Genomic DNA, 22,903 nt, shown 5'->3' on the forward strand with positions numbered 1-22,903 from the left:
CGGCCATGGCATCCGAGAGCGAACTGGTCGCCCTGCAGGAAACCCTGTACCGCTCAAGCAATCCAACCCGCCGCTGGCTGCACTGCACCAGGCGCGACTGGATCATCGACGCCTTGCGCCGCCATGCGCCCGCCAGGCCTGCGCGCGCCCTCGAGGTCGGCCCCGGGTCATGCATCTACCTGCCGGTGCTGGCGCGCCTGTTTGCCGAAGTGGTCGCCACCGACATCGAAGCGGCCTTCCTGAAGCACGCCGAACCCTTGCGGCACAGCCTGCCCAACCTGCAGCTGGCACGCGATAACATCTGCGACTCGGCGCTGCCGCCGGCGAGCTTCGACCTCATCCTTTGCACCGAGGTCGTCGAACACATCGCGGACTCGAGCGCGGCGCTGCGCGGCATGCGCCGCCTGCTCAAGCCGGGTGGCCTGCTGGTGCTGTCGACCCCGCAGCGCTACAGTCCGCTCGAACAGGCCGCGCGGATCGCATTTCTTCCCGGCGTCATCGCGCTGGTGCGGCGCATCTACAAGGAGCCGGTACTGGAAACCGGCCACATCAATTTGATGACGGCGCGCACGGTGCAGCGCCAGTTGCGCGACGCCGGATTCGCGCTGCGCGAGCAGCACCAGTCGGGCATGTACCTGCCGCTGCTTGCCGAGTTTGGCGGCGCGGCTGCATTGCGATTGGAGCAATGGCTGGAGCGCAAGCTGCGCGGAACGGCCGGCGTCGGCCTGTTATGGACGCAGTACTACGTTGCAAGCGCGGGCTAGCGATGGATGCCGCGCTCGCCCGATTCGCCCGTTTTGCGCTGGTGCGCCTGGCCGGCAGCCTGGTCTATTTCGCAGTCCAGTTGGCGGCGATCGGTGCGGTGGTGACGTGCAATTTCGTCGGCGCACAGCGGATTTTCCAAGCGCGGCGGACTTTTTCTTATGGGAAGGACACGGCATGATTCGGGACGCGATTCGGGAAACACTGAGGAGCCATGACACCAGGCGATCGCTGTCGGTCGTCGTGCCGGTCTATAACGAACAGGAAGTCCTGCCTGAATTCCACCGGCGCCTGTGCACGGTACTGGCCACGCTCGACATGAACAGCCAGATCATCTACGTCAACGACGGTAGTACCGATGGATCGCTCGATGTCATCCACGGGCTCGATGCGCGGAGCGTGCGCCTGCAACTGGTCGACCTGAGCCGCAATTTCGGCAAGGAGATCGCCCTCACCGCCGGCCTCGACCATGCCGACAGCGATGCCGTCGTCGTCATCGACGCCGACCTGCAGGACCCGCCGGAACTGATCCCCGAACTGGTCAGCCACTGGCTGGACGGCTACGACGTGGTGTACGCCAAGCGCACGCAGCGCGATGGCGAAGGCGTGGTCAAGCGCGCCACGGCGTTCCTGTTTTACCGCCTGATCCAGAAGATGAGCCGGGTCGCGATTCCGGAAGACACCGGCGACTTCCGCCTGCTGAGCAGGCGGGCGGTCGACGCCATCAAGCAGTTGCGGGAGCAGCACCGCTTCATGAAGGGGCTATTCGCCTGGATCGGCTACCCGCAAAAGGCCGTCCCGTACCGACGGGCAGGGCGCTTTGCCGGCACCACCAAATGGAACTACTGGAAGCTGTGGAATTTCGCGCTCGAAGGCATCACCTCGTTTACCGGCGGTCCGCTTAAAGTTGCCACCTACGCCGGCCTGGCCAGCGCCCTGGCCGCGCTCACCTACGGCGCCTATTTTGCCGTGCGCACGCTCTTGTACGGCAATCCCGTTCCGGGCTATCCCTCCCTGGTGGTGATTGTCCTGTTCCTCGGCGGTATCCAGCTGCTCAGCATCGGCATCATCGGCGAATACCTGGCGCGCATGTTCGACGAAAGCAAGAAGCGACCGCTGTATTTTCTCAAGACGGGCCGTAGCGTAGCGCCGTTCCGGCGTGCCGCGCCGGTGGCGCCGGTGATGCCGGTGATAGTGGCAGCGGTCGAGCAACATGGCGAATGCGCGGAAGGGTGAGGCCGGGCGGGACTAGATCACGCCCTGCGCCAGCATGGCATCGGCCACCTTGACGAAGCCGGCAATGTTGGCCCCGTCCACGTAGCTGACGCGGCCGTCGGCGCGGGTGCCGTACTTCAGGCAGGCCGCATGGATGCCCTGCATGATTTGCAGCAGGCGCGCATCCACTTCTGCGCCGGGCCAGCTCAGGCGCTCGGCGTTCTGGCTCATCTCCAGGCCGGACACCGCGACCCCGCCGGCATTGCTGGCCTTGCCTGGCGCATACAGGACGCCGGCAGCCTCGAACGCCTTTGCGGCCTCGATGGTCGACGGCATGTTGGCGCCTTCGGCCACGCACAGCACACCGTTCCTGATCAGGGTTGCGGCATCGTCCGCATCGAGTTCGTTCTGGGTTGCGCAGGGGAGGGCGACGTCCACCGGGACATGCCAAGGACGCACGCCTGCTTCGAAACGGCTGCCGGTGCGCGCCGCATAGTCGCTGACGCGGCCATACAGGTGGTTCTTCACTTCCATCAGGATGGCCAGCTTCTCGGGGGTGAAGCCATCCGTATCGATCACGGTCCCGCTCGAGTCCGACACGGTGATGACGCGGGCGCCAAGCGCCATCGCCTTTTCCACCGCATACTGGGCAACATTGCCCGAGCCGGAGACGCTGACCCGCAGGCCGTCGAACGAGCGGCCGCGCGTCGCGAGCATCTCCTGTGCGAAGTACACGGTGCCGTAGCCGGTCGCTTCGGGGCGCATCAGCGAACCGCCGAAGCTCAGGCCCTTGCCGGTGAATACGCAGTCGGCGCGATTGCTGAGCTTCTTCATCATGCCCGCCATGTAGCCGACCTCGCGGCCGCCGACGCCAATGTCGCCGGCAGGGACGTCCGTGTCCGAGCCGACATGGCGGAACAGTTCGCTGACAAAAGCCTGGCAGAAGCGCATGACCTCGCCCGGGCTTTTTCCCTTCGGATCGAAGTCGGCTCCGCCTTTGCCGCCGCCCATGGGCAGGGTCGTGAGGGCATTCTTGAATGTCTGCTCGAAGGCGAGGAACTTCAGTACCGACAAGGTAACGGAAGGATGGAAGCGCAACCCGCCTTTATAAGGGCCGATCGCCATGCTGTGCTGGATGCGGTAGCCGCGGTTGACCTGGACCTGGCCGTGATCGTCGACCCAGGAAACCCGGAACATGACCACGCGCTCGGGTTCGACTAGGCGGTCCAGCAGACCCTGTTCAGTGTACTTGGGATGCTGTTCGATGAACGGCCACAGGCTTTCCATGACCTCGGTGACGGCTTGCAGGAATTCGGGCTGACCAGGGTTTCTGTCGGCTATGTGCTGCAGATACTGATGTACGGAAGCGTATTTCATGTGGGTCCTCAGGTCGGAACGCGTCGCGTGGCGTGACGCGATGATTGGTTGATGCACCAAGTGCCGCGCCGCTGGCGCTGCTTGTCCGGACGATGGCCTTGCAGTGGGATAGTACCAATGGACGCTTGGAGCACGATGTCCGTCATGAAAAACCACATCAGGGTCGCCGATGTGACTTCCGCGGGCCGCCTGTGAGCGAGCCCGGGTCATGCCCGGGGCCTGCAGACCCCGGAAACAACAACGCCACCCAAAGGTGGCGTTGTTGTTTGCATTGTTGCCGATGCTAATTCTTGGTGGCCCGGGGCGGAATCGAACCACCGACACAAGGATTTTCAATCCTCTGCTCTACCAACTGAGCTACCAGGCCAAGAGAGGCATGATTATAGCCACCCGTCGTCGGCTCTGCAAGTCCCGGCTGCAACTTTCTTCGGAAACCCCTGCGCACCGCCTGCTCGCCTGGCCCGAGCGCCGGGGGACATCCCGCTATAATGCTTGACATGACGACACCCACTTCTTCCACCGCACAATACCGCAGCGCCGGCAGCACCGGCGGGAGCATCCGCAGCGGGGTTCACAGCGACGTCTGCATCGTCGGCAATGGCGCCATCGCCAAGACGGCCGCGCTCGGCTTCGCCCAGGCCGGGCACAGCGTGACGCTGCTGGTGCCGGCGTCGAGCCCGTCGCACGGGGAGGGCGCCGCCGCCAGCTCGGGCGAGCGCCCGTGGGACGTGCGTGTCTACGCGCTGAACCATACCGCCCACGATGTGCTCGCCTCGCTGAAGGTGTGGGGCGCGCTCGACCTGGCCCGGGTGGCGCCGGTCGATGCGATGGCGGTCAATGGCGACGGCAAGAACGGCGGCAGCCTGGGCTTCGACGCCTTTGGCGCCCACACCGGTGCGCTGGCCTGGATCGTCGAGGACAGCAACCTCAACAATGCACTGGACGCCGCACTGAAATTCGCCCACAACGTGCAAGTCGTCCAGGGCTGCGCCGTGCGCCTGAGCTGCGGCCCCGAGGGCGCGGCGATCGAACTCGACGACGGGCGCCGGGTCGACGCCAGGCTGGTCGTCGGCGCCGACGGGCGCGATTCCTGGGTGCGCGGCCAGTGCGACATCGGCATCGATTACCGCTCCTACCACCAGCGCGCCATCGTCACCAATTTTTCCTGCGAAAAGCCGCACCATGGCGTGGCCCACCAGTGGTTCACCTGCGCCGACGGCGTCATTGCGCTGCTGCCGCTGCCGGGCAATCGCGTGTCGCTGGTGTGGTCGGCGCCGGAAACCCTGGCCGCCCAGCTGATGGACGAGTCGATGGGGGAACTGGCGATCCGCCTGTGCGAGTACGCCGACGAGCCGCTCGGCACGCTCAAGCCATTGCAGCCCGAGTCCAGCAAGGCGGTGCCGCTCGCCCTGGTGCGCCCGCACGCCCTGACCGCCCCGCACGTGGCCCTGATCGGTGATGCCGCCCACGCCGTGCATCCGCTGGCCGGACACGGCATGAACCTGGGCTTTGGCGACATCGTCGACCTGCTGCGCGTGGTGGCCGAACGCGAAGAACACCGCGCGATCGGCGACGACCGCGTGTTGGCGCGCTACGCACGGGCACGCAAGGAAGATGTGCTGTTAATGCAACTGGCCACCGATGGCCTCGAGCGCCTGTTCAGCGCCAACCTCGAACCCGTGCGCATCGCGCGGAATTTGGGGCTAAACTTGCTCGATAAATTGCCCTTCGTAAAGCGTCAGCTGATGGCGCACGCCCTCGGCAAGTAACTCAGCAAGTCATTTCAACAAGGATCAGATTGTGATGAAAACCAAGATCGCCGCGCTGCTGGCGCTGGGGATGGTGGCCTCGTGTGTCGGCGCCGAAAACAATGTGGAAGCGAACATCCGCAAGAACATCGAGCCACGCCTGGGCGGCGCCAAGATCGAGTCGATCAGCGAAACGCCATACAGCGGCCTGTACGAGCTGCGCGTCGGCGGCGACATCCTGTACACCGACAAGAAGGCCGAGTTCCTGTTCATCGGCCACGTGTTCGAAGCCAAGACCTCGAAGAACCTGACGCGCGCGCGCATCGACGACCTGAACAAGATCAAGTTCGCCGACCTCCCGTTGAACCTGGCGCTCAAGCAGGTCAAGGGCGACGGCAAGCGCGTGATCGCCGTGTTCGAAGACCCGAACTGCGGCTACTGCAAGCGCCTGCGCCAGACCACGCTCAAGGAGCTGAACAACGTCACGATTTACACCTTCATGTACAACATCCTGTCCGAGGATTCGTTCACGAAGTCGAAGAACATCTGGTGCGCGCCGAACCGAATCAAGGCCTGGGATGACTGGATGATCAACGGCAAGGTGCCGCCTGCGACGCCAGCCAGCTGCGAGACGCCGAACGCGAAGATCGTCGCGCTCGGCCAGAAACTGAACATCACGGGCACGCCGGCGATCTTCTTCACCGACGGCACCCGCATCCCGGGCGCGGTCGACCTGCCGACGCTGGAAGCGAAGCTGCAGTCGCTCAAATAAGCAGATGGTCCAGCTGAACATCAACGGCCGCGAGTTTGGCGTCGAGGTCGATCCCTCGACGCCCATCCTGTGGGCGTTGCGCGATAACCTGAACATGACCGGCACCAAGTTCGGCTGCGGCGCGGCCCTGTGCGGCGCCTGCACGGTCCACCTCGACGGCGCGCCGGTGCGCGCCTGCGTCACGCCGGTTGGGAGCGCCGTTGGCCGGAAGATCACGACGATCGAGGCCATCGGCCAGGACCCGGTCGGAAAAGCCGTGCAGGCCGCCTGGATCCGCCACGACGTGCCGCAATGCGGCTATTGCCAGAGCGGCCAGGTGATGAGTGCAACGGCGCTGCTGCGCGCCAACCGCGCCCCGAACGACGCCGACATCGACAGCGCCATGAGCGGCAATATCTGCCGCTGCGGCACCTACCAGCGCATCCGCGTGGCGATCAAGGATGCCGCGGCTACCCTCGCCTGAAATAGGCTATAAAACGGGCGCCCCATGAATGCCGCCGGCATCCTGCTCGCCGCCGGCCGCGGGCGCCGCTTCGATCCGCAAGGCGCCCGCAACAAGCTGCTGCAACCGCTCGCCAATGGCGACCCGGTCGTGGTGGCCAGCGCGCGCCATCTCCTTGCAGTACTCCCACAGGTCATCGCCGTCGTGCCTCCTGCCGACGGCGGCGTGGCCGATGCGCTGCGCGCGCTCGGCTGCGAGGTCACGGTCTGCGATGCGGCCGACAGCGGCATGGCGGCCTCGCTGGTGCATGCGGTTCGCCATTCGCTGCACTGGTCGCCCAACGGCGCCGATGCCTGGCTGGTGGCGCTGGGCGACATGCCCTACGTCGAGCCAGGCACGATGCGCGCGCTGCTCGAGGCCCTGGCCGGCGGAGCCGGGATCGCAGCGCCCGTCATGGAAGGGCGGCGCGGCAATCCCGTCGCGTTTGGCCTTGTCCACCTGCCGGCGCTGCTGGCGCTGCAGGGGGATGCAGGGGCCCGCGGGCTGCTCAAGTCTTCCCATGTGACGGAGGTCGAAGTGACTGACCCCGGCATCTTCCGGGACATCGATACCCCGGCCGATCTCTAATTGCCGTGTTGCCGCGGTGATCGAATCCGTTACACTACGGGAATCAAGCCGACTCCCTTCGCCATCATGAAAAAAACAGCCTCGAGCAAGCAGCCTGCGATCCATTACACCATCGTCCCGAAAGACCTGGCGGGGCACCTGTTCAACGTCACGGTGACCGTTCCGGCCCCGGATGCCGATGGACAGGAGTTCGCACTGCCGGCCTGGATCCCGGGCAGCTACATGATCCGCGAGTTCGCGCGCAACATCGTGCGCATCCGCGCCGAATCGAACGGCGCCGCCGTAGCCCTCACCAAGCTCGACAAGCATGCGTGGCGTGCGGCGCCGGTCACCGGCCCCTTGACCCTCCATTACGAAGTCTATGCCTGGGACCTGTCGGTGCGCGCCGCCCACCTCGACCAGACGCACGGCTTCTTCAACGGTACCAGCGTGTTCCTGCGCGTGGTCGGCCAGGAAGAGGGCGCGCACGAGGTCGACATCCAGCGGCCAGGCAATCCGGTAGCGAAAACCTGGCGCGTGGCCACCGCCATGAAGGAACTGGGCGCCAAGCGCTACGGCTTCGGCACCTATGTCGCCGCCAACTACGACGAGTTGATCGACCATCCGGTGGAGATGGGCGACTTCGCGCTGGCCACCTTCAAGGCGCATGGCATCCCGCACGACATCGTCATCACGGGCCTGGTGCCGAACCTGGACATGGCGCGCCTGCAGGTCGACCTGAAAGCGATCTGCGAAGCGCAGCTGGCGTTTTTTGAACCGCAAACGAAGCGCGCGCCGATGGACCGCTACGTCTTCATGACGATGGCGGTGGGCGACGGTTACGGTGGCCTGGAGCACCGCGCCTCCACCGCGCTGATCTGCGCCCGTGCCGACCTGCCGAGCAGCGCCACGCCGAAATCCGCCGAGCCGAACGAGGGCTACCTGAAATTCCTGGGCCTGTGCAGCCATGAATACTTCCATACCTGGAACGTCAAGCGCATCAAGCCAGCGGTGTTCGCGCCCTATGACCTGCAGGTCGAAAACTACACGCCGCTGCTATGGCTGTTCGAAGGTTTTACCAGCTATTACGATGACCTGATGCTGGTGCGCGCCGGGATCATCGGCGAGCCCACCTATTTCAAGCTGCTGGCCAAGACTGTCAGCAGCGTGCTGCGCGGCAGTGGCCGCACCAAGCAGAGCGTGGCCGATTCCAGCTTCGATGCCTGGAGCAAGTACTACCGCCAGGACGAGAATTCGCCGAACGCGATCATCAGCTATTACAGCAAGGGCTCGCTGATCGCGCTGGCCTTTGACCTGACGATCCGCGCCAAGACCGACGGCGCCCGGTCGCTCGACGACATCATGCGCGCACTGTGGAAGCGCTATGGGCGCGATTTCTACGCGGGCGCCGGGCGCGGCGTGACCGAGCAGGAGGTGGAAGCACTGTTCGACGAAGTGAGCGGCCTGAAACTGCGCCCCCTGTTCGAGAAGTACGTGCGCGGCACCGAGGATATCCCGCTGGCGAAGTTGCTCGCCCCCTTCGGCGTGAAGCTGCTCGACGAGAGGAAGAGCGGCAAGCCCTCGTTCGACGCCGGCATCGGCCGCGATCCGCTGGGCGCCAAACTGACCCAGGTCCATGAGGGCGGCGCCGCGCACCAGGCCGGCCTGTCGGCGCTGGACATCGTGATTGCGATCGACGGGCTGCGCGTGATCGGCAACCCGTCCAATATCGATGCGCTGCTGTCGCGCTACCGCGTCGGCGACCAGGTCGTGATCCATGCCTTCCGCCGCGATGAGCTGATCGCCTTCGACCTGACCCTGCAGGGCGACAAGGTCCCGGGCATCACGCTGTCGCAGGCCGTCGCCGGCAAGAAGTCGTCGTCGTCCTTGCGCCGCCCGAGCGCGGCCTGAGTTTTTCCCTTTAGAAGAGGTCCACTTGAAAAAGCTTGTTGCAGCCGTCCTTGCTCTGTCCACGCTCCCGGCCCTGGCCCAGCTTCCTGCACCGCTCAAGCAGGACGTGACGACCCGCGTCAACGGCATGTACCCGTGGCTCGACACGGTCTACAAGGACCTCCACGCGCATCCGGAAATCGCCTTCCAGGAAGTGCGCACCGCCGGCAAGCTCGCCGCCGAGATGCGCAAACTCGGCTTCACGGTCACTGAAAAGGTCGGCAAGACCGGCGTCGTCGCCGTCTTCAGGAACGGCGCCGGGCCGACGGTGATGGTGCGCACCGAGCTCGATGGCCTGCCGATGGAAGAAAAGACCGGCCTGCCCTACGCCAGCCGCGCCAAGGCGACGAGCGACGGGCGCGAGAGTTTTGTCACCCACAGCTGCGGCCACGACATCCACATGGCGGGCTGGCTCGGCACTGCGCGCACGCTGGTGGAACTCAAGAACCAGTGGAAGGGCACCCTGGTCTTCGTCGGCCAGCCGGCGGAAGAAACGGTATCGGGCGCCAAAGCGATGCTGGACGATGGCTTGTTTACGCGCTTCCCTAAACCGGACTACGCGTTCGCGCTGCATTCCTGGCCGCTGGCGCATGGCACCGTGGGCTACAACACGGGCGCGGTGTCGTCCAATTCGGATGCAATCGAGATTGTGTTCAAGGGGCGGGGTGGGCACGGCTCCGCGCCGGACAAGTCGCTCGACCCGATCACGATCGCCGCGCGCTTCGTGGTCGACGTCCAGACCGTGGTGAGCCGCGAAAAAGACCCGAAGGAGTTCGGCGTGGTGACGATCGGCGCGATCCAGGGCGGCACCGTCGGCAACATCATCCCGGACAGCGTGCAGGTGCGCGGCACCATCCGCTCGTACAGCCCGCCGGTGCGTGCCAAATTGCTCGAAGGCGTGCGGCGCGTGGCCAATGCCTCGGCGGCCATGGCAGGAGCGCCGGCACCGGACGTGCAGTTGATCAGCGGAGGCGCGGCGATCGTCAACAGCGATGCGCTCGTATTAAAGACCGAAGCCGTGTTCAAGGACGCTTTCGGGGACGCCAACGCGCAGCGCATGCCGGCGATGACGGCCAGCGAAGACTTCTCCCAGTTCGTCAACGCAGGCGTGCCGTCGATGTTCTTCTTCACTGGTGTGTACGATCCGAAGACCGTCGAGGAAGCCGCGCGTGAGGGCGGCAAACCGATCGCCTTTAATCATTCGCCGTTCTATGCACCGGTGCCGGAACCGTCGATCAAGACGGCGGCGCAGGCCATGAGTCTGGCGGTGCTGAACGTGCTGGGGCGCTGAGACGCGACGAATTCGGACGGATGCCGCACCGGGGCCGCTCCTATTGCGGCCCGGCCAGGCTGCGCAACTGAAACCGGTAGCGCTCGCCGAACAGGAAGGTCTCCGAAAACGTGAAGGACCGCATGTTAGTGGCGAGCAGGCTGGCCGGCTTCGGCAAGGGCCCGCTGCGCCGCATCGACGCCAGCGCCACGGCCGAGGCATCGGGATCGCGCGAGCGCTGCACGGCGACGTCCTGCAATTGCCCATCTTCGTCCACCGTAATATTGACCACCACGATCGCCGGCAGCATGGGCGGCAGGCGCCCGCTGAACGCTTGTTCGCTGTTGTGCCGCATGACGTGCTGCGCGACCTCGGTCTTGTAGGCGTCGAGCGTAATGGATGGCGGTGCGACGGGTGCGGCGGTCCTGCCGCCGGAGACGATGGCGGTGACAAAACTTTTTGCCGTGGAAGCGACGGGCTGGACCGTGCTGCATCCGCCCAGAGCTGCCAGTAGAAGAAGGAAAGCGGCCCGGGTGCGGATGATGGTTGTCATGTTAGTCGAATAATCGTCGAAGTTCGGCGCCAGGGTCGGAAGCGCGCATGAACGCTTCGCCCACCAGGAACGCGTGCACGTTCGCCTCGCGCATGCGCTGTACGTCGCCCGGCACCAGGATGCCCGACTCGGTGACGACGAGGCGTTCCGCCGGTATGTTCGGCAGCAGGCCAAGCGTCGTGTCGAGTGTGACCTCGAAGGTGCGCAGGTTGCGGTTATTGATGCCGAGCAGTTGCGTTTTGAGGCGCAGCGCCGCGGTCAACTCATCACCGTCATGTACTTCGACCAGCACGTCCATGCCGAGTTCCTGAGCACAGGCTTCCAGTTCCGCCATCAGGCCATGATCGAGCGCCGCCACGATCAGGAGGATCGCATCGGCCCCCATCGCGCGCGCTTCGTACACCTGGTACATGTCGACAATAAAATCCTTGCGGATCACCGGCAGGTCACAGGCGGCGCGCGCCTGGCGCAGGTAGTCGACCGACCCCTGGAAGAAGTTCAGGTCGGTCAGCACCGACAGGCAGGCGGCGCCGCCGTTCGCGTAGCTCTCCGCGATGTCGGCCGGGCGGAAGTCCGCCCGCAATACGCCTTTCGAGGGCGAGGCCTTCTTCACTTCGGCGATCACGCCGGCGCGCCCCGCGGCGATGGTCTTGCGCAGGTTCGCTTCGAAGCCGCGGAGGTCGGCGCGCAACCCAGCATCGCCTTCGACTTCGCGGCGCAGGCTGGCCAGGTCGCGGTATTTTTTTGCAGCGGCGACTTCGTCGGCTTTGACGGCGAGGATCTTGTTCAGGATGTCGGACATTCGTATAAACCTTTAGTGATGCTTGGCCAGCGCGAGCTTGACGCCGAGCCAGACGAACAGGCCGCCCGTCACCCGGTTGAGCCAGAGCGATACGGCCGGGCTGGGTTTGAGGCGTTCGCTCGCCTTGGCGGTCGTCAGCGCGAGCGCGCCGCACCACAGCATGCCGTTAAAATTGAAAATGCAGCCGAGGACGATGAAAGCGAGCGCCTTGTTGGGGGCATCGGCAGAGATGAACTGTGGCACGAAGGCCAGGAAGAACACCGCGACCTTCGGGTTCAGCACATTGGTCATGAAACCCTGCGCGAAAATCTTCCGGTAGGGCAGGGCAGGCAAAGCGGGCGCCTCGGCGTCGCCAACCCGCTTGCGGGTGCGCAGCAGGCCGATGGCCATGTACAGGATGTAGGCCGCGCCGACCAGCTTCACGACGGTAAACGCGGTGGCGGAGGTGGCCAGCACGGCCGACAGCCCCAGCGCCGCCGCAAGGACATGGACCAGCGTTCCGGTCCCGATGCCGAGCGCCGCCGCGCAGCCGGCGCGCCAACCCTGCGTCGCGCTGCGCGTCACGATCAGCAGCGAATCGGGGCCCGGCATGATGTTGAGGAGCAGTCCGGAAATCACAAAAAGAGGGAGGTCGTGGATTCCGAACATGCTTTTCCTTGTTAAGCCTTCGCGCCCAGCTGCCGCGTGACGGCAACAAAATGCTCGAGCTTGGCCAGCGCCGCGCCGGACTCGATGGTGGCGCGTGCTTTCGCCAGGCCTTCCTCGATCGAGGCGGAGATGCCGGCCGCATACAGGGCGGTGCCGGCGTTGAGCGCCACGATGTCGCAGGCCGGTCCCGGGTCGCCGCGCAGCGCTTCCAGGACGCGGGTTTTCGATTCTTCGGTATTGGCCACCTTCAGGTTGCGGCTGGCGATCATCGACAGGCCGAAGTCTTCCGGGTGGATTTCGTATTCGCGGATTTCGCCGTTCACCAGTTCGCCGACCAGGGTCCCGGCGCCGAGCGAGACTTCGTCCATGTTGTCGCGGCCCCAGACCACCATCGCATGCTGGGCGCCAAGGCGCTGCAGCACGCGCACCTGGATGCCGACCAGGTCCGGGTGGAACACGCCCATCAGGATGTTCGGCGCGCCGGCCGGGTTGGTGAGCGGCCCGAGGATGTTGAAGATGCTGCGCACGCCCAGCTCGCGGCGCACCGGCGCCACATGCTTCATCGCCGCGTGGTGGTTCGGGGCGAACATGAAGCCGATGCCGGTCTGCGCGATCGATTGCGCGATCTGTTCCGGTGTCAGGTCGATGTCGGCGCCGAGCGCTTCGATCAGGTCGGCGCTGCCCGAGGACGACGAAACGCTGCGTCCGCCATGCTTGGCCACGCGGGCGCCGGCGGCGGCGGCCACGAACATCGCGGCGCTGGAGATATTGAAGGTGTGCGCGCCGTCGCCGCCGGTGCCGACGATGTCGAGCAGGTGGGTGGTGTCGGCCATCGGCACCTTGGTCGAAAATTCGCGCATGACCTGGGCGGCGGCGGTGATCTCGCCGATGGTTTCCTTCTTCACGCGCAGGCCCATGGTCAGCGCCGCGACCATGGTCGGCGACATCTCGCCCGCCATGATCTGGCGGAACAGGTGCAGCATCTCGTCGTGGAAGATCTCGCGGTGGTCGATACAGCGCAGCAGCGCCTCTTGTGGGGTGATCGGCATGGCGTTCCAGTATGGGTAGATTTAAGCGCGATCGAGGAAGTTCTTCAGCAGCGCGTGGCCGTGCTCGGACAGGATCGACTCGGGGTGGAACTGCACGCCCTGGATGTCGTACTCCTTGTGGCGCACGCCCATGATCTCGCCGTCGTCGGTCCAGGCAGTCACCTCCAGGCAGGCAGGCAGGGAAGCGCGCTCGATCGCCAGCGAGTGGTAGCGGATCACGGTGAAGGGGCTCGGCAGTCCCTTGAACACGCCGACACCGGTATGCGCGATGAGCGAGGTCTTGCCGTGCATGACCTCTTTGGCGCGCACGATCTTGCCGCCGAACGCTTCGCCGATGGCCTGGTGGCCGAGGCAGACGCCGAGGATCGGCAGCTTGCCCTTGAACTCCTTGATCACGTCGACCGAGATGCCGGCATCAAGCGGGGCTTTCGGGCCCGGCGAAATGCAGATGCGGTCCGGCTTCATCTCCGCGATGTCCTCGAGCGTGATCTCGTCGTTGCGTCTCGTGCAGACCTCTTCACCCAGCTCGCCGAAGTACTGGACGATGTTGTAAGTGAAGGAATCGTAGTTGTCGATCATTAGCAGCATGTCAGATCTCCCCATCCAGTCCGTCTTGCACCTGTTCGGCCGCGCGCAGCACGGCGCGCGCCTTGGCTTCGGTTTCCTGCCATTCCATTTCCGGAATCGAGTCGGCCACGATGCCGGCCGCGGCCTGCACGTAGAGGTTGCCGTCCTTGATCACGCCGGTGCGGATGGCGATCGCCACGTCCATCTCGCCGCCAAAGGAGAGATAGCCGCAGGCGCCGCCATAAATGCCGCGCTTCGTTGGTTCCAGCTCATCGATCACTTCCATCGCCCGGACTTTCGGCGCGCCGGTCAGGGTGCCGGCGGGGAAGGTCGCGCGCAGCACGTCCAGGTTCGACATGCCTTCTTTCAGGGCGCCTTCGACGTTCGAGACGATGTGCTGCACGTGCGAGTATTTTTCGATGACCATGCGGTCGGTCACCTTCACGCTGCCGGTATCGGCAATGCGGCCGATGTCGTTGCGCGCCAGGTCGATCAGCATCACGTGCTCGGCGATTTCCTTCGGGTCGGCCAGCAGTTCGGCGGCCAGTTCGATGTCGCGCTCCGGCGTCGCGCCGCGCGGGCGGGTGCCGGCGATCGGGCGCAGCGTGACCTTGCGTTCGCCCGCTGCAGAGGTTTCGTTACGCACCAGGATCTCGGGCGAAGCGCCGACGATCTGCATGTCGCCGAAGTTGTAGTAATACATGTAGGGCGACGGATTCAGCGAGCGCAGCGAGCGGTACAGCGAGAGCGGGGAATCGACGTAGGGCTTGCGGATGCGCTGGCCGATCTGCACCTGCATCAGGTCGCCGCCCATCACGTATTCGTGGGCGCGGGCGACGGCCGCCAGGTAGTCTTCCTTATTGAATTCGCGCACGGCTTCGGTGCGGACCGATGCGGTCGTCACCGGCGGCTCGACGCTACGGCGCAGCATGACGCGCAGCTCTTTCAGGCGCTGGCGTGCTTTCGAAAACGCTTCCGGCTGCGCCGTGTCGGCATATACGATCAGGTAGAGCTTGCCGGACAGGTTGTCGATCACGGCCAGCTCTTCGGTGACCATCAGCTGGATGTCGGGCAGGCCGAGCGGGTCCGCCGGGGCCTGGCCGGCCAGCTTGCGCTCGATGTGGCGCACCGTGTCGTAGCCGAAGTAACCGGCGAGGCCGCCACAGAAGCGCGGCATGCCGGGACGCAATGCCACCTTGAAGCGCGACTGGAATTGCTCGATGAAGTCGAGCGGATTGCCCTCGTGCGTTTCGACGACGACGCCCCTGGTGACGATCTCGGTGAGATTGCCGCTGCTGCGCAGCAAGGTCTTGGCAGGCAGGCCGATGAAGGAGTAGCGGCCGAAGCGCTCGCCTCCGACAACCGATTCCAGCAGGAAGGTGTTCTTGCCGGTGTCCTGCGACTGGGCCAGCTTCAGGTACAGGGTGAGCGGCGTTTCGAGATCGGCAAAAGCTTCGGCGATCAGCGGAATGCGGTTATAGCCCTGGTTGGCCAGCGATTTGAATTCGAGTTCGGTCATGTTCTTCTCCGGGCCGCCAGCAGTCGAGTTGGAGGATGGGCGGCGATGGTTCAAAAAACCTGCCGGTGCATGTGCGACCGGCAGCAATCAATACGGGTTCAGTTGGCCCAGGATTGCCAGCGTCGCCACAGCCAGGCCTCGAGGGCGCGGGTGTGATTGACGGTGTGTTTTTTAGTGAAGAACATGTATAGATGAGTTAGTTTTGAGTGCTGTTGTGCGCACGAACGAGCTCGGCGGCATCCAGTAGCGAATTAACTATACCATCGGAATCGATGGTTTGCACAGGCCTTCCGTGGTTATAACCATATGGCACGGTGAGCACGAAGCAGCCCGCGGCGCGCGCCGCTTCGGCGTCGTTCGAGGAGTCGCCGATGGCCAGCACCTGGGACGGCGCCAGGTCGAAATCCTTGCAGACCTGCAGCAGCGGCAGCGGGTCCGGCTTTTTCCTGGGCAGCGAGTCGCCGCCGTAGACCAGCTCGAAAAACGGCGCCAGCCCCTTTTGCGCCAGCAGCGGCGTGGTGAAGGCAATCGGCTTGTTGGTCACGCAGGCCAGGCGCAGGCCAAGCGAGCGCATCGCCTGCAGGCCCTCGATCACGCCGTCGAACAAGCTGCTGCGCTCGCCATTGATGGCCAGGTAGTGGCGCTGGTAGGCCGCCATGGCATCGTCGAACAGGGCGTCGATGCGCGCGGCGTCATAGTCGAGTGCGAGCACGTCGCGGATCAGCTTTTCCGAGCCCTTGCCGACCATCGGATGGATGACATCCTGCGTGATCGGCGCGAGCTCGAACTCGGCGCGCATGCCGTTCAGGGCCAGTTCGAAATCGGGCACGGTGTCGAGCATCGTGCCGTCCAGGTCGATGATGGCGGCCCGAATGACCGCCGTAGTATTTCCAAACGCGGCGCGCATTATTTGCCGACCGTGGCCAGTTCGGCGCGCATGGCGTCGATCACGGCCTTGTAGTCGGGCTTGCCGAAGATGGCGGAACCGGCCACAAAAGTGTCGGCGCCCGCAGCAGCTGCGGCGGCGATGTTGTCGGCCTTGATGCCGCCATCGACCTCGAGCAGGATGTCGCGGCCCGATTCGTCGATCAGGCGGCGCGCGATCGCGATCTTTTTCAGCGCTTCAGGGATGAAGGACTGGCCGCCGAAGCCGGGGTTGACCGACATGATCAGGATGATGTCGATCTTGTCCATCACGTGCTCGAGGTAATGCATCGGCGTGCCCGGGTTGAACACCAGGCCGGCCTTGCAGCCGTGGTCGCGGATCAGTTGCAGCGTGCGGTCGATGTGCTCGGACGCTTCCGGGTGGAAGGTGATGATGTTGGCGCCGGCTTTCGCGAAGTCGGGGATGATGCGGTCGACAGGTTTCACCATTAGGTGCACGTCGATCGGCACCTGCACGTGCGGGCGGATCGCCTGGCACACCAGCGGGCCGATGGTCAGGTTCGGCACGTAATGGTTGTCCATCACGTCGAAGTGGATGATGTCGGCGCCTGCTTCGACGACGTTGCGGACTTCTTCGCCCAGGCGGGCGAAATCGGCGGACAGGATGCTGGGAGCGATGCGATAGGTGGTCATGGGAGGGCAATACAGTTGTGAACAGCCGCTATTTTACGCCGAGCCAGGTTAGTGGCGCGCAGCCCCGTTTTTCATCACGGGGTATCATGTTCTTTTGCGCACATGCGTTCCCACTAATAAGAGAAGAGAAGCCGATGGCTGCCTACGATTTCAGCGTGTCCGTCCGGACCAAGTACCAGCCCGAGCAGTCCAAGCCGGACCGCGACGAGTATGTGTTTTCTTATACGATTACGATCAGCAATACCGGCGACGTGCCGGCCCAGCTGATCTCGCGCCATTGGGTCATCACCGACGCCAGCAACCGCGTGCAGGAAGTAGCCGGCCTGGGCGTGGTCGGGCACCAGCCGCTGCTGAAACCGGGCGAGCAATTCGAATACACGAGCGGCACCTCGCTCGACACGCCGCAAGGATCGATGCACGGCGAATACTTCTGCGTGGCCGAGGATGGCCACCGCTTCGAAGTCAAGATCCCGGAGTTCGTGCTGACGCTGCCGAGCATGCTGCACTGATCGTTACTGGTCGCGCGGCAGCTCCGGCGGCGGCGCTTTCTCTTCGCGCAGCGGCCGCTTGCGCTCTTCAGGGCGGCCCGAGAACATCGTCCACCAGACGATAAACACGAGCAGGAACAGCGCCACGCCCGCTTCCAACATCAAGATCCACATAACCAGTCCTTATGCAAACGATACGCCGCAGTGTACCAAGCTCGTTCGCCCTCGTGGCCCTTCTTTTGGCCGCCTGCGGCACGCCGCAGCAGGCGCCGGCGCCTCAGCCGGTGCCTGCCCCGCCCGTGCCTGCGCAGCCGGCGACGCCGCCGCCCGTCATCATGCCGCCGCCGGTCGGCCCGGTCGCCATCCCCGCCCCAGCTCCGGCCCCCGTGCCACCGATGACCCCGGTCTCGTTCGCAGCGCTGCCGGGCTGGCAGCAGGACGACCTGCGCCAGGCCTGGCCGGCGTTTACGACCTCGTGCCGCGTGCTGGTGAGAAAAGCCGAGTGGAAGGCGCCATGCACCGCGGCCGCCACGGTCGATGCCGGCGACAGCAACGCCATCCGCAGCTATTTCGAAGCGTATTTCGTGCCGAACCAGATGCGCATGCCCGACGGCCTCGATACCGGCCTGATCACCGGCTACTACGAGCCGATGCTGCGCGGCTCGCGCAAGCGCGGCGGCGCCTTCCAGACGCCGCTCTACCGGGTGCCGGAAGATTTACTCACGGTCGACCTGGCGTCGGCCTACCCGAGTCTGAAGAACATGCGCCTGCGCGGCCGGCTGGTCGGCAAGAAGGTGGTGCCGTACAGCACCCGTGCCGAGATCGAGCGCGCGCCCCTGAGCGGCAAGGAGCTGGTCTGGGTCGACGATCCGGTCGAAGCCTTTTTCCTGGAGGTGCAGGGCTCGGGCCGGGTGCTGATCGAAGAAACGGGCGAGACCGTGCGCATCGCTTTTGCTGACCAGAACGGCCATCCGTATAAGGTGATCGGGCGCTGGCTGGTGGAGCAGGGCGAGCTGCCGGCCGACGGGGTGTCAGCGCAGAGCATCAAGGCCTGGATCGCGGCCAATCCGGCACGGCGCCAGGAACTGCTGAACGTGAACCCGAGCTATATTTTCTTCCGCGAGGAACGCCTGCCTGATCCGAACGTCGGCCCGAAAGGCGCGCTCGGCGTGCCGCTCACGCCCGAGCGCTCGGTGGCGGTCGACCCGCAGCACGTGCCGCTGGGCGCGCCGCTGTTCCTGGCGACCTCGCACCCGGCGACCGGCGCGCCGCTGCAGCGCCTGATGATGGCCCAGGACACCGGCGGCGCGATCCGCGGCCAGGTGCGTGCGGATTTCTTCTTCGGTTTCGGCGGCAATGCGGCCGAGTATGCGGGGCGCATGAAGCAGCGTGGGTCGGTATGGGTGCTGCTGCCCAAGTAAATATTAGCCTTCGGCGCTGCGCAGGCGGGTGCCAAACACGGTAACAAGCGCCAGCAGGATGGCGCCGGCCGCCACTGCGGCCAGGCCCGTGCGCACGCTGAACTGTTCGGCCAGCGCCCCGGCTGCCAGGGCGCCGATCGGCGCGGTTGCCACGGTCAGGCAGCGCATCGTCGCCACCATCCGCCCCAGCATCGCATCCGGCGTGATGCGCTGGCGCAGGGCGATGTAGGGCATGAAGAACAGCATCGCGCCGCAGTCGAGCCAGAACATGACGACCGCATAGGCGGCCATCGTGACGCTCGTGCCGGCATCGGCCCCGGCGGGGATCAAGGGCAGCAGCGCGAACCCGAGCGCCGAGCCGCACAGGCCGATCACGATCGTGGCGCCGACGCCGAAGCGCTCGGACATCGGCTTGACCATCAGCGAACTGGCCAGCACGCCCAGGCCCCCGACCATGTGCGCCGCTCCCATCATGCCCGGCGACAGGTCCAGCACGCGCACGGCGAACAGCACGTTCAGCGCCATGAACGAATAGAACAACAGATGCCATGCGGCCGCGATCCAGGCGAGGGTGCGCAGCAGGGGCATGTTCCACACGAATGCCAGGCCTTCGCGGATTTCGTGCAGCGGATGGGTTTGCGGCGCGATCGGTTCCGGCTCGCGCACCTCGATGCGTTTCAGGTTGGCGATCGACACGGCAAAGGCCATCACATTGCACAGCACCGCCAGCGGCGCGCCCAGCAATTGCACCAGGCCGCCGGCAATGCCCGGCCCCAGCAGGCGCGAGGCGGACTCGGTCGCGGCGAACTTGGCGTGGGCGGCGATCAGGTTGTCGCGCCCGACGAGGAAGGTGAGGTAGACCTGCTCGGCGCCGCCGCCCACCACGTAGCCGGTTCCGATGGCAAACGCCACGCCATAGATCCACGGCACCGACAGCACACCAAGCCACCAGGCGAGCGGCACGCTGGCCAGGGCAACGGCTACCATCGTATCGCTGCCCAGCATGACCGGCAGGCGCCGGCTGCGGTCGAGCAGCACGCCGGTCGGCAGGCCGAACAGCAGGAAGGGCAGGGACTGGATGGCGGCGAGCATGCCCATTTCGGCCGGCGTCGCGTGCAGCAGCAGTACCGCGCACAGCGGCAGCGCAAGCATGGTCACCTGCGCGCCGAAGTTGGTCAGGATGCTGCTCAGCCAGAAGCGGCGGAAGTCGGGATGGCGCAGCATCGGGTCGCTGCGGAGTTTGGCGATAAAACCTGTTCCTGGTTGCGGGGCGATGACGGGGTCTCCGGATTGTCTATCCGGCAATCATACCTTGTCATCCGCGCCGCCGGAGGCGCTACAATCGCGGCAGTGTCGTCTAACTTACTATTGAGGGGTGTCCCATGGAATATGCTGACCTGCTGATCGAAAACCACGGCAAGGTGGTGGTCATTCGCCTGAACCGTCCAAAAGCGATGAATGCGCTGAACGACAACATGATGAACGAGCTCGGCCACGCGCTATACCAGTACGACGCCGACCCGGCCGTCAACGTCATCATCCTGACCGGCAGCGAAAAAGTCTTCGCGGCGGGCGCCGACATCGCGGCGATGGCCAATTACACCTATGCGGACACCTATCCGGGCAATTACATCGGCCGCAACTGGGAACACATCCTCAACGTCCGTAAACCGGTGATCGGCGTGGTTGCCGGCTACGCCCTGGGCGGTGGCTGCGAACTGGCGATGATGTGCGACTTCCTGATCGCCTCCGATAAAGCCAAGTTCGGCCAGCCGGAAATCAAGGTCGGCGTGACCCCCGGCGCGGGCGGTACCCAGCGCCTGCCGCGCACCATCGGCAAATCGAAGGCGATGGACATGCTGCTGACCTCGCGCATGATCGACGCGCTCGAGGCGGAGCGCACCGGCCTGGTCTCGCGCATCTTCCCCGCGGAGACGCTGATGGAGGAAGCGCTGGCAGTGGCCAATACGATTGCCGAGATGCCGGTGACGGTAGCGATGGCGATCAAGGATTCGGTCAATCGCGCGTTCGAGACGACGCTGACCGAAGGCGTGCGCTACGAGCGCCGCTTCTTCCACGCCGCCTTCGGCACGCCGGCCCAGAAAGAGGGCATGTCTGCCTTCCTGGAAAAGCGCAAGGCGAACTTCGAAGGCATGTAAGCGATGCGGGCCGCGGCGCTGCGCGGAAGGGTGCGTGCGAGGGCGGGCGCGCTCGTCATCGCCGCCGCGGCGGTCGCGGTCTATGGGTGCACAGTGCTGCCCCCGCTGGGGCCAAGGGCCGTGAGCACGGCGCTGGAAGGCAGTCAATCGACGCGCCTGGGACAGGCCATCGTACCGCTGGCCGCCGCCCATCCCGGCCGCTCGGGCGTGGTGGCGCTGCCCGACGGCAGCAACGCCTTTGCCACCCGCGTGCTGTTTGCACGCAGCGCCGAGCGCAGCCTCGACGTTCAGTACTATATATGGCGCAACGATCTTACCGGCACGCTGCTGCTCGATACCCTGCGCAGCGCGGCGGCACGCGGCGTGCGCGTCCGTTTTCTTCTCGACGACAACAACACGGCCGGACTTGATCCGGTACTGGCCGCCCTCGACCTGCACCCGAACGTCGAGGTGCGCCTGTTCAACCCGTTCGCCATGCGCGGCTGGCGCCCCCTGGGCTACCTCCTTGATTTCCGTCGGCTGAACCGGCGCATGCACAACAAGTCCTTCACGATCGACAATCAGGTGACGATTGTCGGCGGGCGCAACGTCGGCGACGAATACTTCGACGCCGCGGGCGACCTGCTGTTCGTCGACCTCGACGTGCTCGCCATCGGCCCGGTGGTGCGCGAGGTGTCGCGCGACTTCGACCGCTACTGGAACAGCGCGTCGGCCTACCCGATCGCCGCACTGGTCGCACGGGAAGATGCGGAAGCCGGCACCGCACTGGCGGAACGTGCCGCGGTGCTGCTCGGCCAGGCCGGAGCGCGGCGCTACCTGGACGCCATCCGGCATTCTTCGTTTGCCGAGCAACTGGTCGAGCGCCGCCTGCCCCTGGAGTGGGTCGCCGCCGGCCTGGTCAGCGATCCGCCGGAGAAAGTGCTGGGGCAAATCCCTCTAGAGGAGCGCATGGTCGAGGGCATGCGCGAACTGCTGGGCAAGCCTGAGCGGCAACTCGACATCGTCTCTCCCTATTTTGTCCCGACCCACAGGGCTGCGCGGGCGATCGAGGACATCGCACGTGGTGGAGCGACCGTGCGCATCCTGACCAACTCGCTCGAAGCCACCGACGTGGCGGCGGTGCATGCCGGCTATGCGAAGTGGCGGCGCCAGCTGCTCGCGGCGGGCGTATCGATGTTCGAACTGCGCCGCAGCTGGGGGGGCGCGCTTCCGGCGGCCGGGCGCGGCCGCTTCGGCAGCTCCGCGTCCAGTTTGCATGCGAAGACCTTTGGCGTCGACGGCCGCAGGGTGTTCATCGGGTCCTTCAATCTCGACCCACGGTCGATCGACCTGAATACGGAAATGGGGCTAGTGATCGACAGCCCGTTGCTGGCAGGGCAACTGGGCCGCACGCTGGACGAACGAATGCCCGGCCGCGCCTATGAAGTGCGTCTCGACGACAGCGGCAAGCTCTACTGGCTGGAGCGCACCGAGGGCAAAGTGTTACGCCACGAAGAGGAGCCAGGCACGAGCGCATGGCAGCGCGCAGGCGTCCGGATACTGTCCTTTTTGCCAATAGACTGGCTGCTCTGAAAAGTTCAGGGTGGGTCTTGCACACCCATCCCGAACTTTGTTATGATTCGCCTCCGCTTCAGCGCTGACTGAAAAGCACAACGAAATCAAGTAGTTGAGTTGACAACAGCACATCAGGAAACTGAGATGAAGCAAAAAAGAGGTTGACGAGAATCAGAAATTGCTTCATACTCTTTTTCCTCTGCTGCTGACGAACAAAACGATTCGCAGAACACAGCAAGGCAGTACCGAATACAGTTCTTTAACAATTAACAGTCGATAAGTGTGGGCGTTTGATGAAGGTGCCAGTAACTTCGGTTCTTGATTACTTAAATTATCAAATGTTCACAAAAGTATTAAGCGTTGTCTCAGCAATGAGGTGACGGTCAGTATCTTGAGTGAGCGACCCCTTAGCAATAAGGGTGG

24 protein-coding genes and 1 tRNA gene are annotated in these 22,903 nt (G+C 64.9%); 13 read left to right on the top strand and 12 right to left on the bottom strand.

Features of this window, described 5'->3' with window-relative positions:
* The first annotated feature begins 5 nt into the window (after window positions 1–5).
* From ACFPN5_RS07990 to ACFPN5_RS08000, 3 genes are read left to right on the top strand one after another with little or no spacing between them, the layout of a single operon-like run.
* Window positions 6–764: a class I SAM-dependent methyltransferase gene (locus tag ACFPN5_RS07990; protein WP_379781897.1), complete on the top strand. Its 759-nt coding sequence runs from the start codon at window positions 6–8 to the stop codon at window positions 762–764.
* Between the two features lie 2 nt (window positions 765–766).
* A complete protein-coding gene (locus tag ACFPN5_RS07995) occupies window positions 767–943 on the top strand; it encodes a hypothetical protein (RefSeq protein WP_379781899.1) in 177 nt (58 codons plus the stop codon).
* Window positions 940–1,998 (top strand): glycosyltransferase family 2 protein, encoded by a 1,059-nt coding sequence (locus ACFPN5_RS08000; RefSeq protein WP_379781901.1) that lies wholly within the window; start codon window positions 940–942, stop codon window positions 1,996–1,998. Before ACFPN5_RS07995 ends, ACFPN5_RS08000 begins: the two co-directional genes overlap by 4 nt.
* A 12-nt stretch (window positions 1,999–2,010) precedes the next feature.
* Here ACFPN5_RS08000 and gdhA read toward each other — a convergent pair whose 3' ends face one another.
* Both gdhA and ACFPN5_RS08010 read right to left on the bottom strand, forming a co-directional pair.
* Window positions 2,011–3,354, bottom strand: a complete 1,344-nt coding sequence (gene gdhA, locus ACFPN5_RS08005; protein ID WP_379781903.1) for an NADP-specific glutamate dehydrogenase — start codon at window positions 3,352–3,354, stop codon at window positions 2,011–2,013.
* A 291-nt stretch (window positions 3,355–3,645) separates the two neighbouring features.
* Window positions 3,646–3,721 (bottom strand) — tRNA-Phe (locus ACFPN5_RS08010).
* 130 nt (window positions 3,722–3,851) lie between these two features.
* Here ACFPN5_RS08010 and ACFPN5_RS08015 point away from each other — a divergent pair.
* The 6 genes from ACFPN5_RS08015 to ACFPN5_RS08040 all read left to right on the top strand — a co-directional run bounded on the left by ACFPN5_RS08015 (window position 3,852) and on the right by ACFPN5_RS08040 (window position 10,163).
* Window positions 3,852–5,123 carry an FAD-dependent monooxygenase gene (locus tag ACFPN5_RS08015; protein WP_379781905.1) on the top strand — a complete coding sequence of 424 codons (1,272 nt, stop codon included), beginning with the start codon at window positions 3,852–3,854 and terminating at the stop codon, window positions 5,121–5,123.
* Window positions 5,124–5,157: 34 nt separating this feature from the next.
* Window positions 5,158–5,874, top strand: a complete 717-nt coding sequence (locus ACFPN5_RS08020; protein ID WP_379781907.1) for a DsbC family protein — start codon at window positions 5,158–5,160, stop codon at window positions 5,872–5,874.
* Between the two features lie 4 nt (window positions 5,875–5,878).
* Window positions 5,879–6,337 (top strand): (2Fe-2S)-binding protein, encoded by a 459-nt coding sequence (locus ACFPN5_RS08025; RefSeq protein WP_379781909.1) that lies wholly within the window; start codon window positions 5,879–5,881, stop codon window positions 6,335–6,337.
* A 24-nt stretch (window positions 6,338–6,361) separates the two neighbouring features.
* Window positions 6,362–6,943: a nucleotidyltransferase family protein gene (locus tag ACFPN5_RS08030; protein WP_379781911.1), complete on the top strand. Its 582-nt coding sequence runs from the start codon at window positions 6,362–6,364 to the stop codon at window positions 6,941–6,943.
* 66 nt (window positions 6,944–7,009) lie between these two features.
* A complete protein-coding gene (locus tag ACFPN5_RS08035) occupies window positions 7,010–8,833 on the top strand; it encodes a M61 family metallopeptidase (protein WP_379781913.1) in 1,824 nt (607 codons plus the stop codon).
* 25 nt (window positions 8,834–8,858) lie between these two features.
* Window positions 8,859–10,163, top strand: a complete 1,305-nt coding sequence (locus tag ACFPN5_RS08040; RefSeq protein ID WP_379781915.1) for an amidohydrolase — start codon at window positions 8,859–8,861, stop codon at window positions 10,161–10,163.
* A 40-nt stretch (window positions 10,164–10,203) separates the two neighbouring features.
* Here the strand turns inward: ACFPN5_RS08040 and ACFPN5_RS08045 are convergent, their stop codons facing one another.
* The 8 genes from ACFPN5_RS08045 to rpe form a co-directional block, all read right to left on the bottom strand.
* A complete protein-coding gene (locus ACFPN5_RS08045) occupies window positions 10,204–10,695 on the bottom strand; it encodes a TonB C-terminal domain-containing protein (protein WP_379781917.1) in 492 nt (163 codons plus the stop codon).
* Between the two features lies 1 nt (window position 10,696).
* Entirely contained in the window at window positions 10,697–11,497 is an 801-nt protein-coding gene (gene trpC / locus ACFPN5_RS08050) for an indole-3-glycerol phosphate synthase TrpC (RefSeq protein ID WP_379781919.1), read from the bottom strand.
* A gap of 12 nt (window positions 11,498–11,509) precedes the next feature.
* Window positions 11,510–12,145 (bottom strand): LysE family translocator, encoded by a 636-nt coding sequence (locus ACFPN5_RS08055; protein ID WP_379781921.1) that lies wholly within the window; start codon window positions 12,143–12,145, stop codon window positions 11,510–11,512.
* 11 nt (window positions 12,146–12,156) lie between these two features.
* Window positions 12,157–13,194, bottom strand: a complete 1,038-nt coding sequence (gene trpD / locus ACFPN5_RS08060) for an anthranilate phosphoribosyltransferase (protein ID WP_379781923.1) — start codon at window positions 13,192–13,194, stop codon at window positions 12,157–12,159.
* Window positions 13,195–13,215: 21 nt separating this feature from the next.
* Window positions 13,216–13,782 (bottom strand): anthranilate synthase component II, encoded by a 567-nt coding sequence (locus ACFPN5_RS08065; RefSeq protein ID WP_379781924.1) that lies wholly within the window; start codon window positions 13,780–13,782, stop codon window positions 13,216–13,218.
* A 1-nt stretch (window position 13,783) separates the two neighbouring features.
* The gene (gene trpE, locus ACFPN5_RS08070; RefSeq protein ID WP_379781926.1) at window positions 13,784–15,280 is read right to left on the bottom strand and encodes an anthranilate synthase component I; all 1,497 of its coding nucleotides are present in this window, start codon (window positions 15,278–15,280) and stop codon (window positions 13,784–13,786) included.
* Window positions 15,281–15,476: 196 nt separating this feature from the next.
* Complete coding sequence (locus ACFPN5_RS08075; protein WP_379781928.1) at window positions 15,477–16,187, bottom strand: phosphoglycolate phosphatase; 711 nt, start codon at window positions 16,185–16,187, stop codon at window positions 15,477–15,479.
* Window positions 16,187–16,858, bottom strand: coding sequence for a ribulose-phosphate 3-epimerase (rpe, locus tag ACFPN5_RS08080; protein ID WP_379781930.1), 672 nt, complete (start codon window positions 16,856–16,858; stop codon window positions 16,187–16,189). The genes ACFPN5_RS08075 and rpe overlap by 1 nt, the downstream gene beginning before the upstream one ends.
* A 134-nt stretch (window positions 16,859–16,992) precedes the next feature.
* Here rpe and apaG point away from each other — a divergent pair, with 134 nt between their 5' ends.
* Complete coding sequence (apaG, locus tag ACFPN5_RS08085) at window positions 16,993–17,367, top strand: Co2+/Mg2+ efflux protein ApaG (RefSeq protein WP_379781932.1); 375 nt, start codon at window positions 16,993–16,995, stop codon at window positions 17,365–17,367.
* Between the two features lie 3 nt (window positions 17,368–17,370).
* Here apaG and ACFPN5_RS08090 read toward each other — a convergent pair whose 3' ends face one another.
* Window positions 17,371–17,520, bottom strand: a complete 150-nt coding sequence (locus tag ACFPN5_RS08090) for a hypothetical protein (RefSeq protein ID WP_379781934.1) — start codon at window positions 17,518–17,520, stop codon at window positions 17,371–17,373.
* 11 nt (window positions 17,521–17,531) lie between these two features.
* Here ACFPN5_RS08090 and mltA point away from each other — a divergent pair, with 11 nt between their 5' ends.
* Complete coding sequence (mltA, locus tag ACFPN5_RS08095) at window positions 17,532–18,767, top strand: murein transglycosylase A (protein WP_379781936.1); 1,236 nt, start codon at window positions 17,532–17,534, stop codon at window positions 18,765–18,767.
* A gap of 3 nt (window positions 18,768–18,770) precedes the next feature.
* On the opposite strand, the gene ACFPN5_RS08100 is transcribed toward mltA, so the two are convergent.
* On the bottom strand, window positions 18,771–19,991 hold the full coding sequence (locus ACFPN5_RS08100) for an MFS transporter (RefSeq protein ID WP_379781938.1): 1,221 nt from the start codon (window positions 19,989–19,991) through the stop codon (window positions 18,771–18,773).
* Between the two features lie 158 nt (window positions 19,992–20,149).
* On the opposite strand from ACFPN5_RS08100, the gene ACFPN5_RS08105 reads away from it, so the two are divergent.
* Complete coding sequence (locus tag ACFPN5_RS08105; protein WP_379781940.1) at window positions 20,150–20,926, top strand: enoyl-CoA hydratase; 777 nt, start codon at window positions 20,150–20,152, stop codon at window positions 20,924–20,926.
* Between the two features lie 3 nt (window positions 20,927–20,929).
* Window positions 20,930–22,498, top strand: coding sequence for a phospholipase D family protein (locus tag ACFPN5_RS08110; RefSeq protein ID WP_379781942.1), 1,569 nt, complete (start codon window positions 20,930–20,932; stop codon window positions 22,496–22,498).
* Window positions 22,499–22,903 lie beyond the last annotated feature (405 nt).

The organism is Massilia niabensis (genome assembly GCF_042655085.1).
Lineage (GTDB): Bacteria > Pseudomonadota > Gammaproteobacteria > Burkholderiales > Burkholderiaceae_D > Telluria > Telluria niabensis.

Bases quoted from the DNA above. Each gene is read 5' to 3' on its own strand.
- trpC (WP_379781919.1), bottom strand. From the start codon at position 11,497: ATGTCCGACATCCTGAACAAGATCCTCGCCGTCAAAGCCGACGAAGTC.
- trpD (WP_379781923.1), bottom strand. From the start codon at position 13,194: ATGCCGATCACCCCACAAGAGGCGCTGCTGCGCTGTATCGACCACCGC.
- apaG (WP_379781932.1), top strand. From the start codon at position 16,993: ATGGCTGCCTACGATTTCAGCGTGTCCGTCCGGACCAAGTACCAGCCC.
- ACFPN5_RS08105 (WP_379781940.1), top strand. From the start codon at position 20,150: ATGGAATATGCTGACCTGCTGATCGAAAACCACGGCAAGGTGGTGGTC.
- ACFPN5_RS08015 (WP_379781905.1), top strand. From the start codon at position 3,852: ATGACGACACCCACTTCTTCCACCGCACAATACCGCAGCGCCGGCAGC.
- ACFPN5_RS08020 (WP_379781907.1), top strand. From the start codon at position 5,158: ATGAAAACCAAGATCGCCGCGCTGCTGGCGCTGGGGATGGTGGCCTCG.
- ACFPN5_RS08045 (WP_379781917.1), bottom strand. From the start codon at position 10,695: ATGACAACCATCATCCGCACCCGGGCCGCTTTCCTTCTTCTACTGGCA.
- mltA (WP_379781936.1), top strand. From the start codon at position 17,532: ATGCAAACGATACGCCGCAGTGTACCAAGCTCGTTCGCCCTCGTGGCC.
- ACFPN5_RS08090 (WP_379781934.1), bottom strand. From the start codon at position 17,520: ATGTGGATCTTGATGTTGGAAGCGGGCGTGGCGCTGTTCCTGCTCGTG.
- ACFPN5_RS07995 (WP_379781899.1), top strand. From the start codon at position 767: ATGGATGCCGCGCTCGCCCGATTCGCCCGTTTTGCGCTGGTGCGCCTG.
- ACFPN5_RS08030 (WP_379781911.1), top strand. From the start codon at position 6,362: ATGAATGCCGCCGGCATCCTGCTCGCCGCCGGCCGCGGGCGCCGCTTC.
- ACFPN5_RS08075 (WP_379781928.1), bottom strand. From the start codon at position 16,187: ATGCGCGCCGCGTTTGGAAATACTACGGCGGTCATTCGGGCCGCCATC.
- ACFPN5_RS08065 (WP_379781924.1), bottom strand. From the start codon at position 13,782: ATGCTGCTAATGATCGACAACTACGATTCCTTCACTTACAACATCGTC.
- ACFPN5_RS08025 (WP_379781909.1), top strand. From the start codon at position 5,879: ATGGTCCAGCTGAACATCAACGGCCGCGAGTTTGGCGTCGAGGTCGAT.
- ACFPN5_RS08000 (WP_379781901.1), top strand. From the start codon at position 940: ATGATTCGGGACGCGATTCGGGAAACACTGAGGAGCCATGACACCAGG.
- ACFPN5_RS08055 (WP_379781921.1), bottom strand. From the start codon at position 12,145: ATGTTCGGAATCCACGACCTCCCTCTTTTTGTGATTTCCGGACTGCTC.
- trpE (WP_379781926.1), bottom strand. From the start codon at position 15,280: ATGACCGAACTCGAATTCAAATCGCTGGCCAACCAGGGCTATAACCGC.
- ACFPN5_RS08110 (WP_379781942.1), top strand. From the start codon at position 20,930: ATGCGGGCCGCGGCGCTGCGCGGAAGGGTGCGTGCGAGGGCGGGCGCG.
- gdhA (WP_379781903.1), bottom strand. From the start codon at position 3,354: ATGAAATACGCTTCCGTACATCAGTATCTGCAGCACATAGCCGACAGA.
- rpe (WP_379781930.1), bottom strand. From the start codon at position 16,858: ATGACCACCTATCGCATCGCTCCCAGCATCCTGTCCGCCGATTTCGCC.
- ACFPN5_RS08035 (WP_379781913.1), top strand. From the start codon at position 7,010: ATGAAAAAAACAGCCTCGAGCAAGCAGCCTGCGATCCATTACACCATC.
- ACFPN5_RS07990 (WP_379781897.1), top strand. From the start codon at position 6: ATGGCATCCGAGAGCGAACTGGTCGCCCTGCAGGAAACCCTGTACCGC.
- ACFPN5_RS08100 (WP_379781938.1), bottom strand. From the start codon at position 19,991: ATGCTGCGCCATCCCGACTTCCGCCGCTTCTGGCTGAGCAGCATCCTG.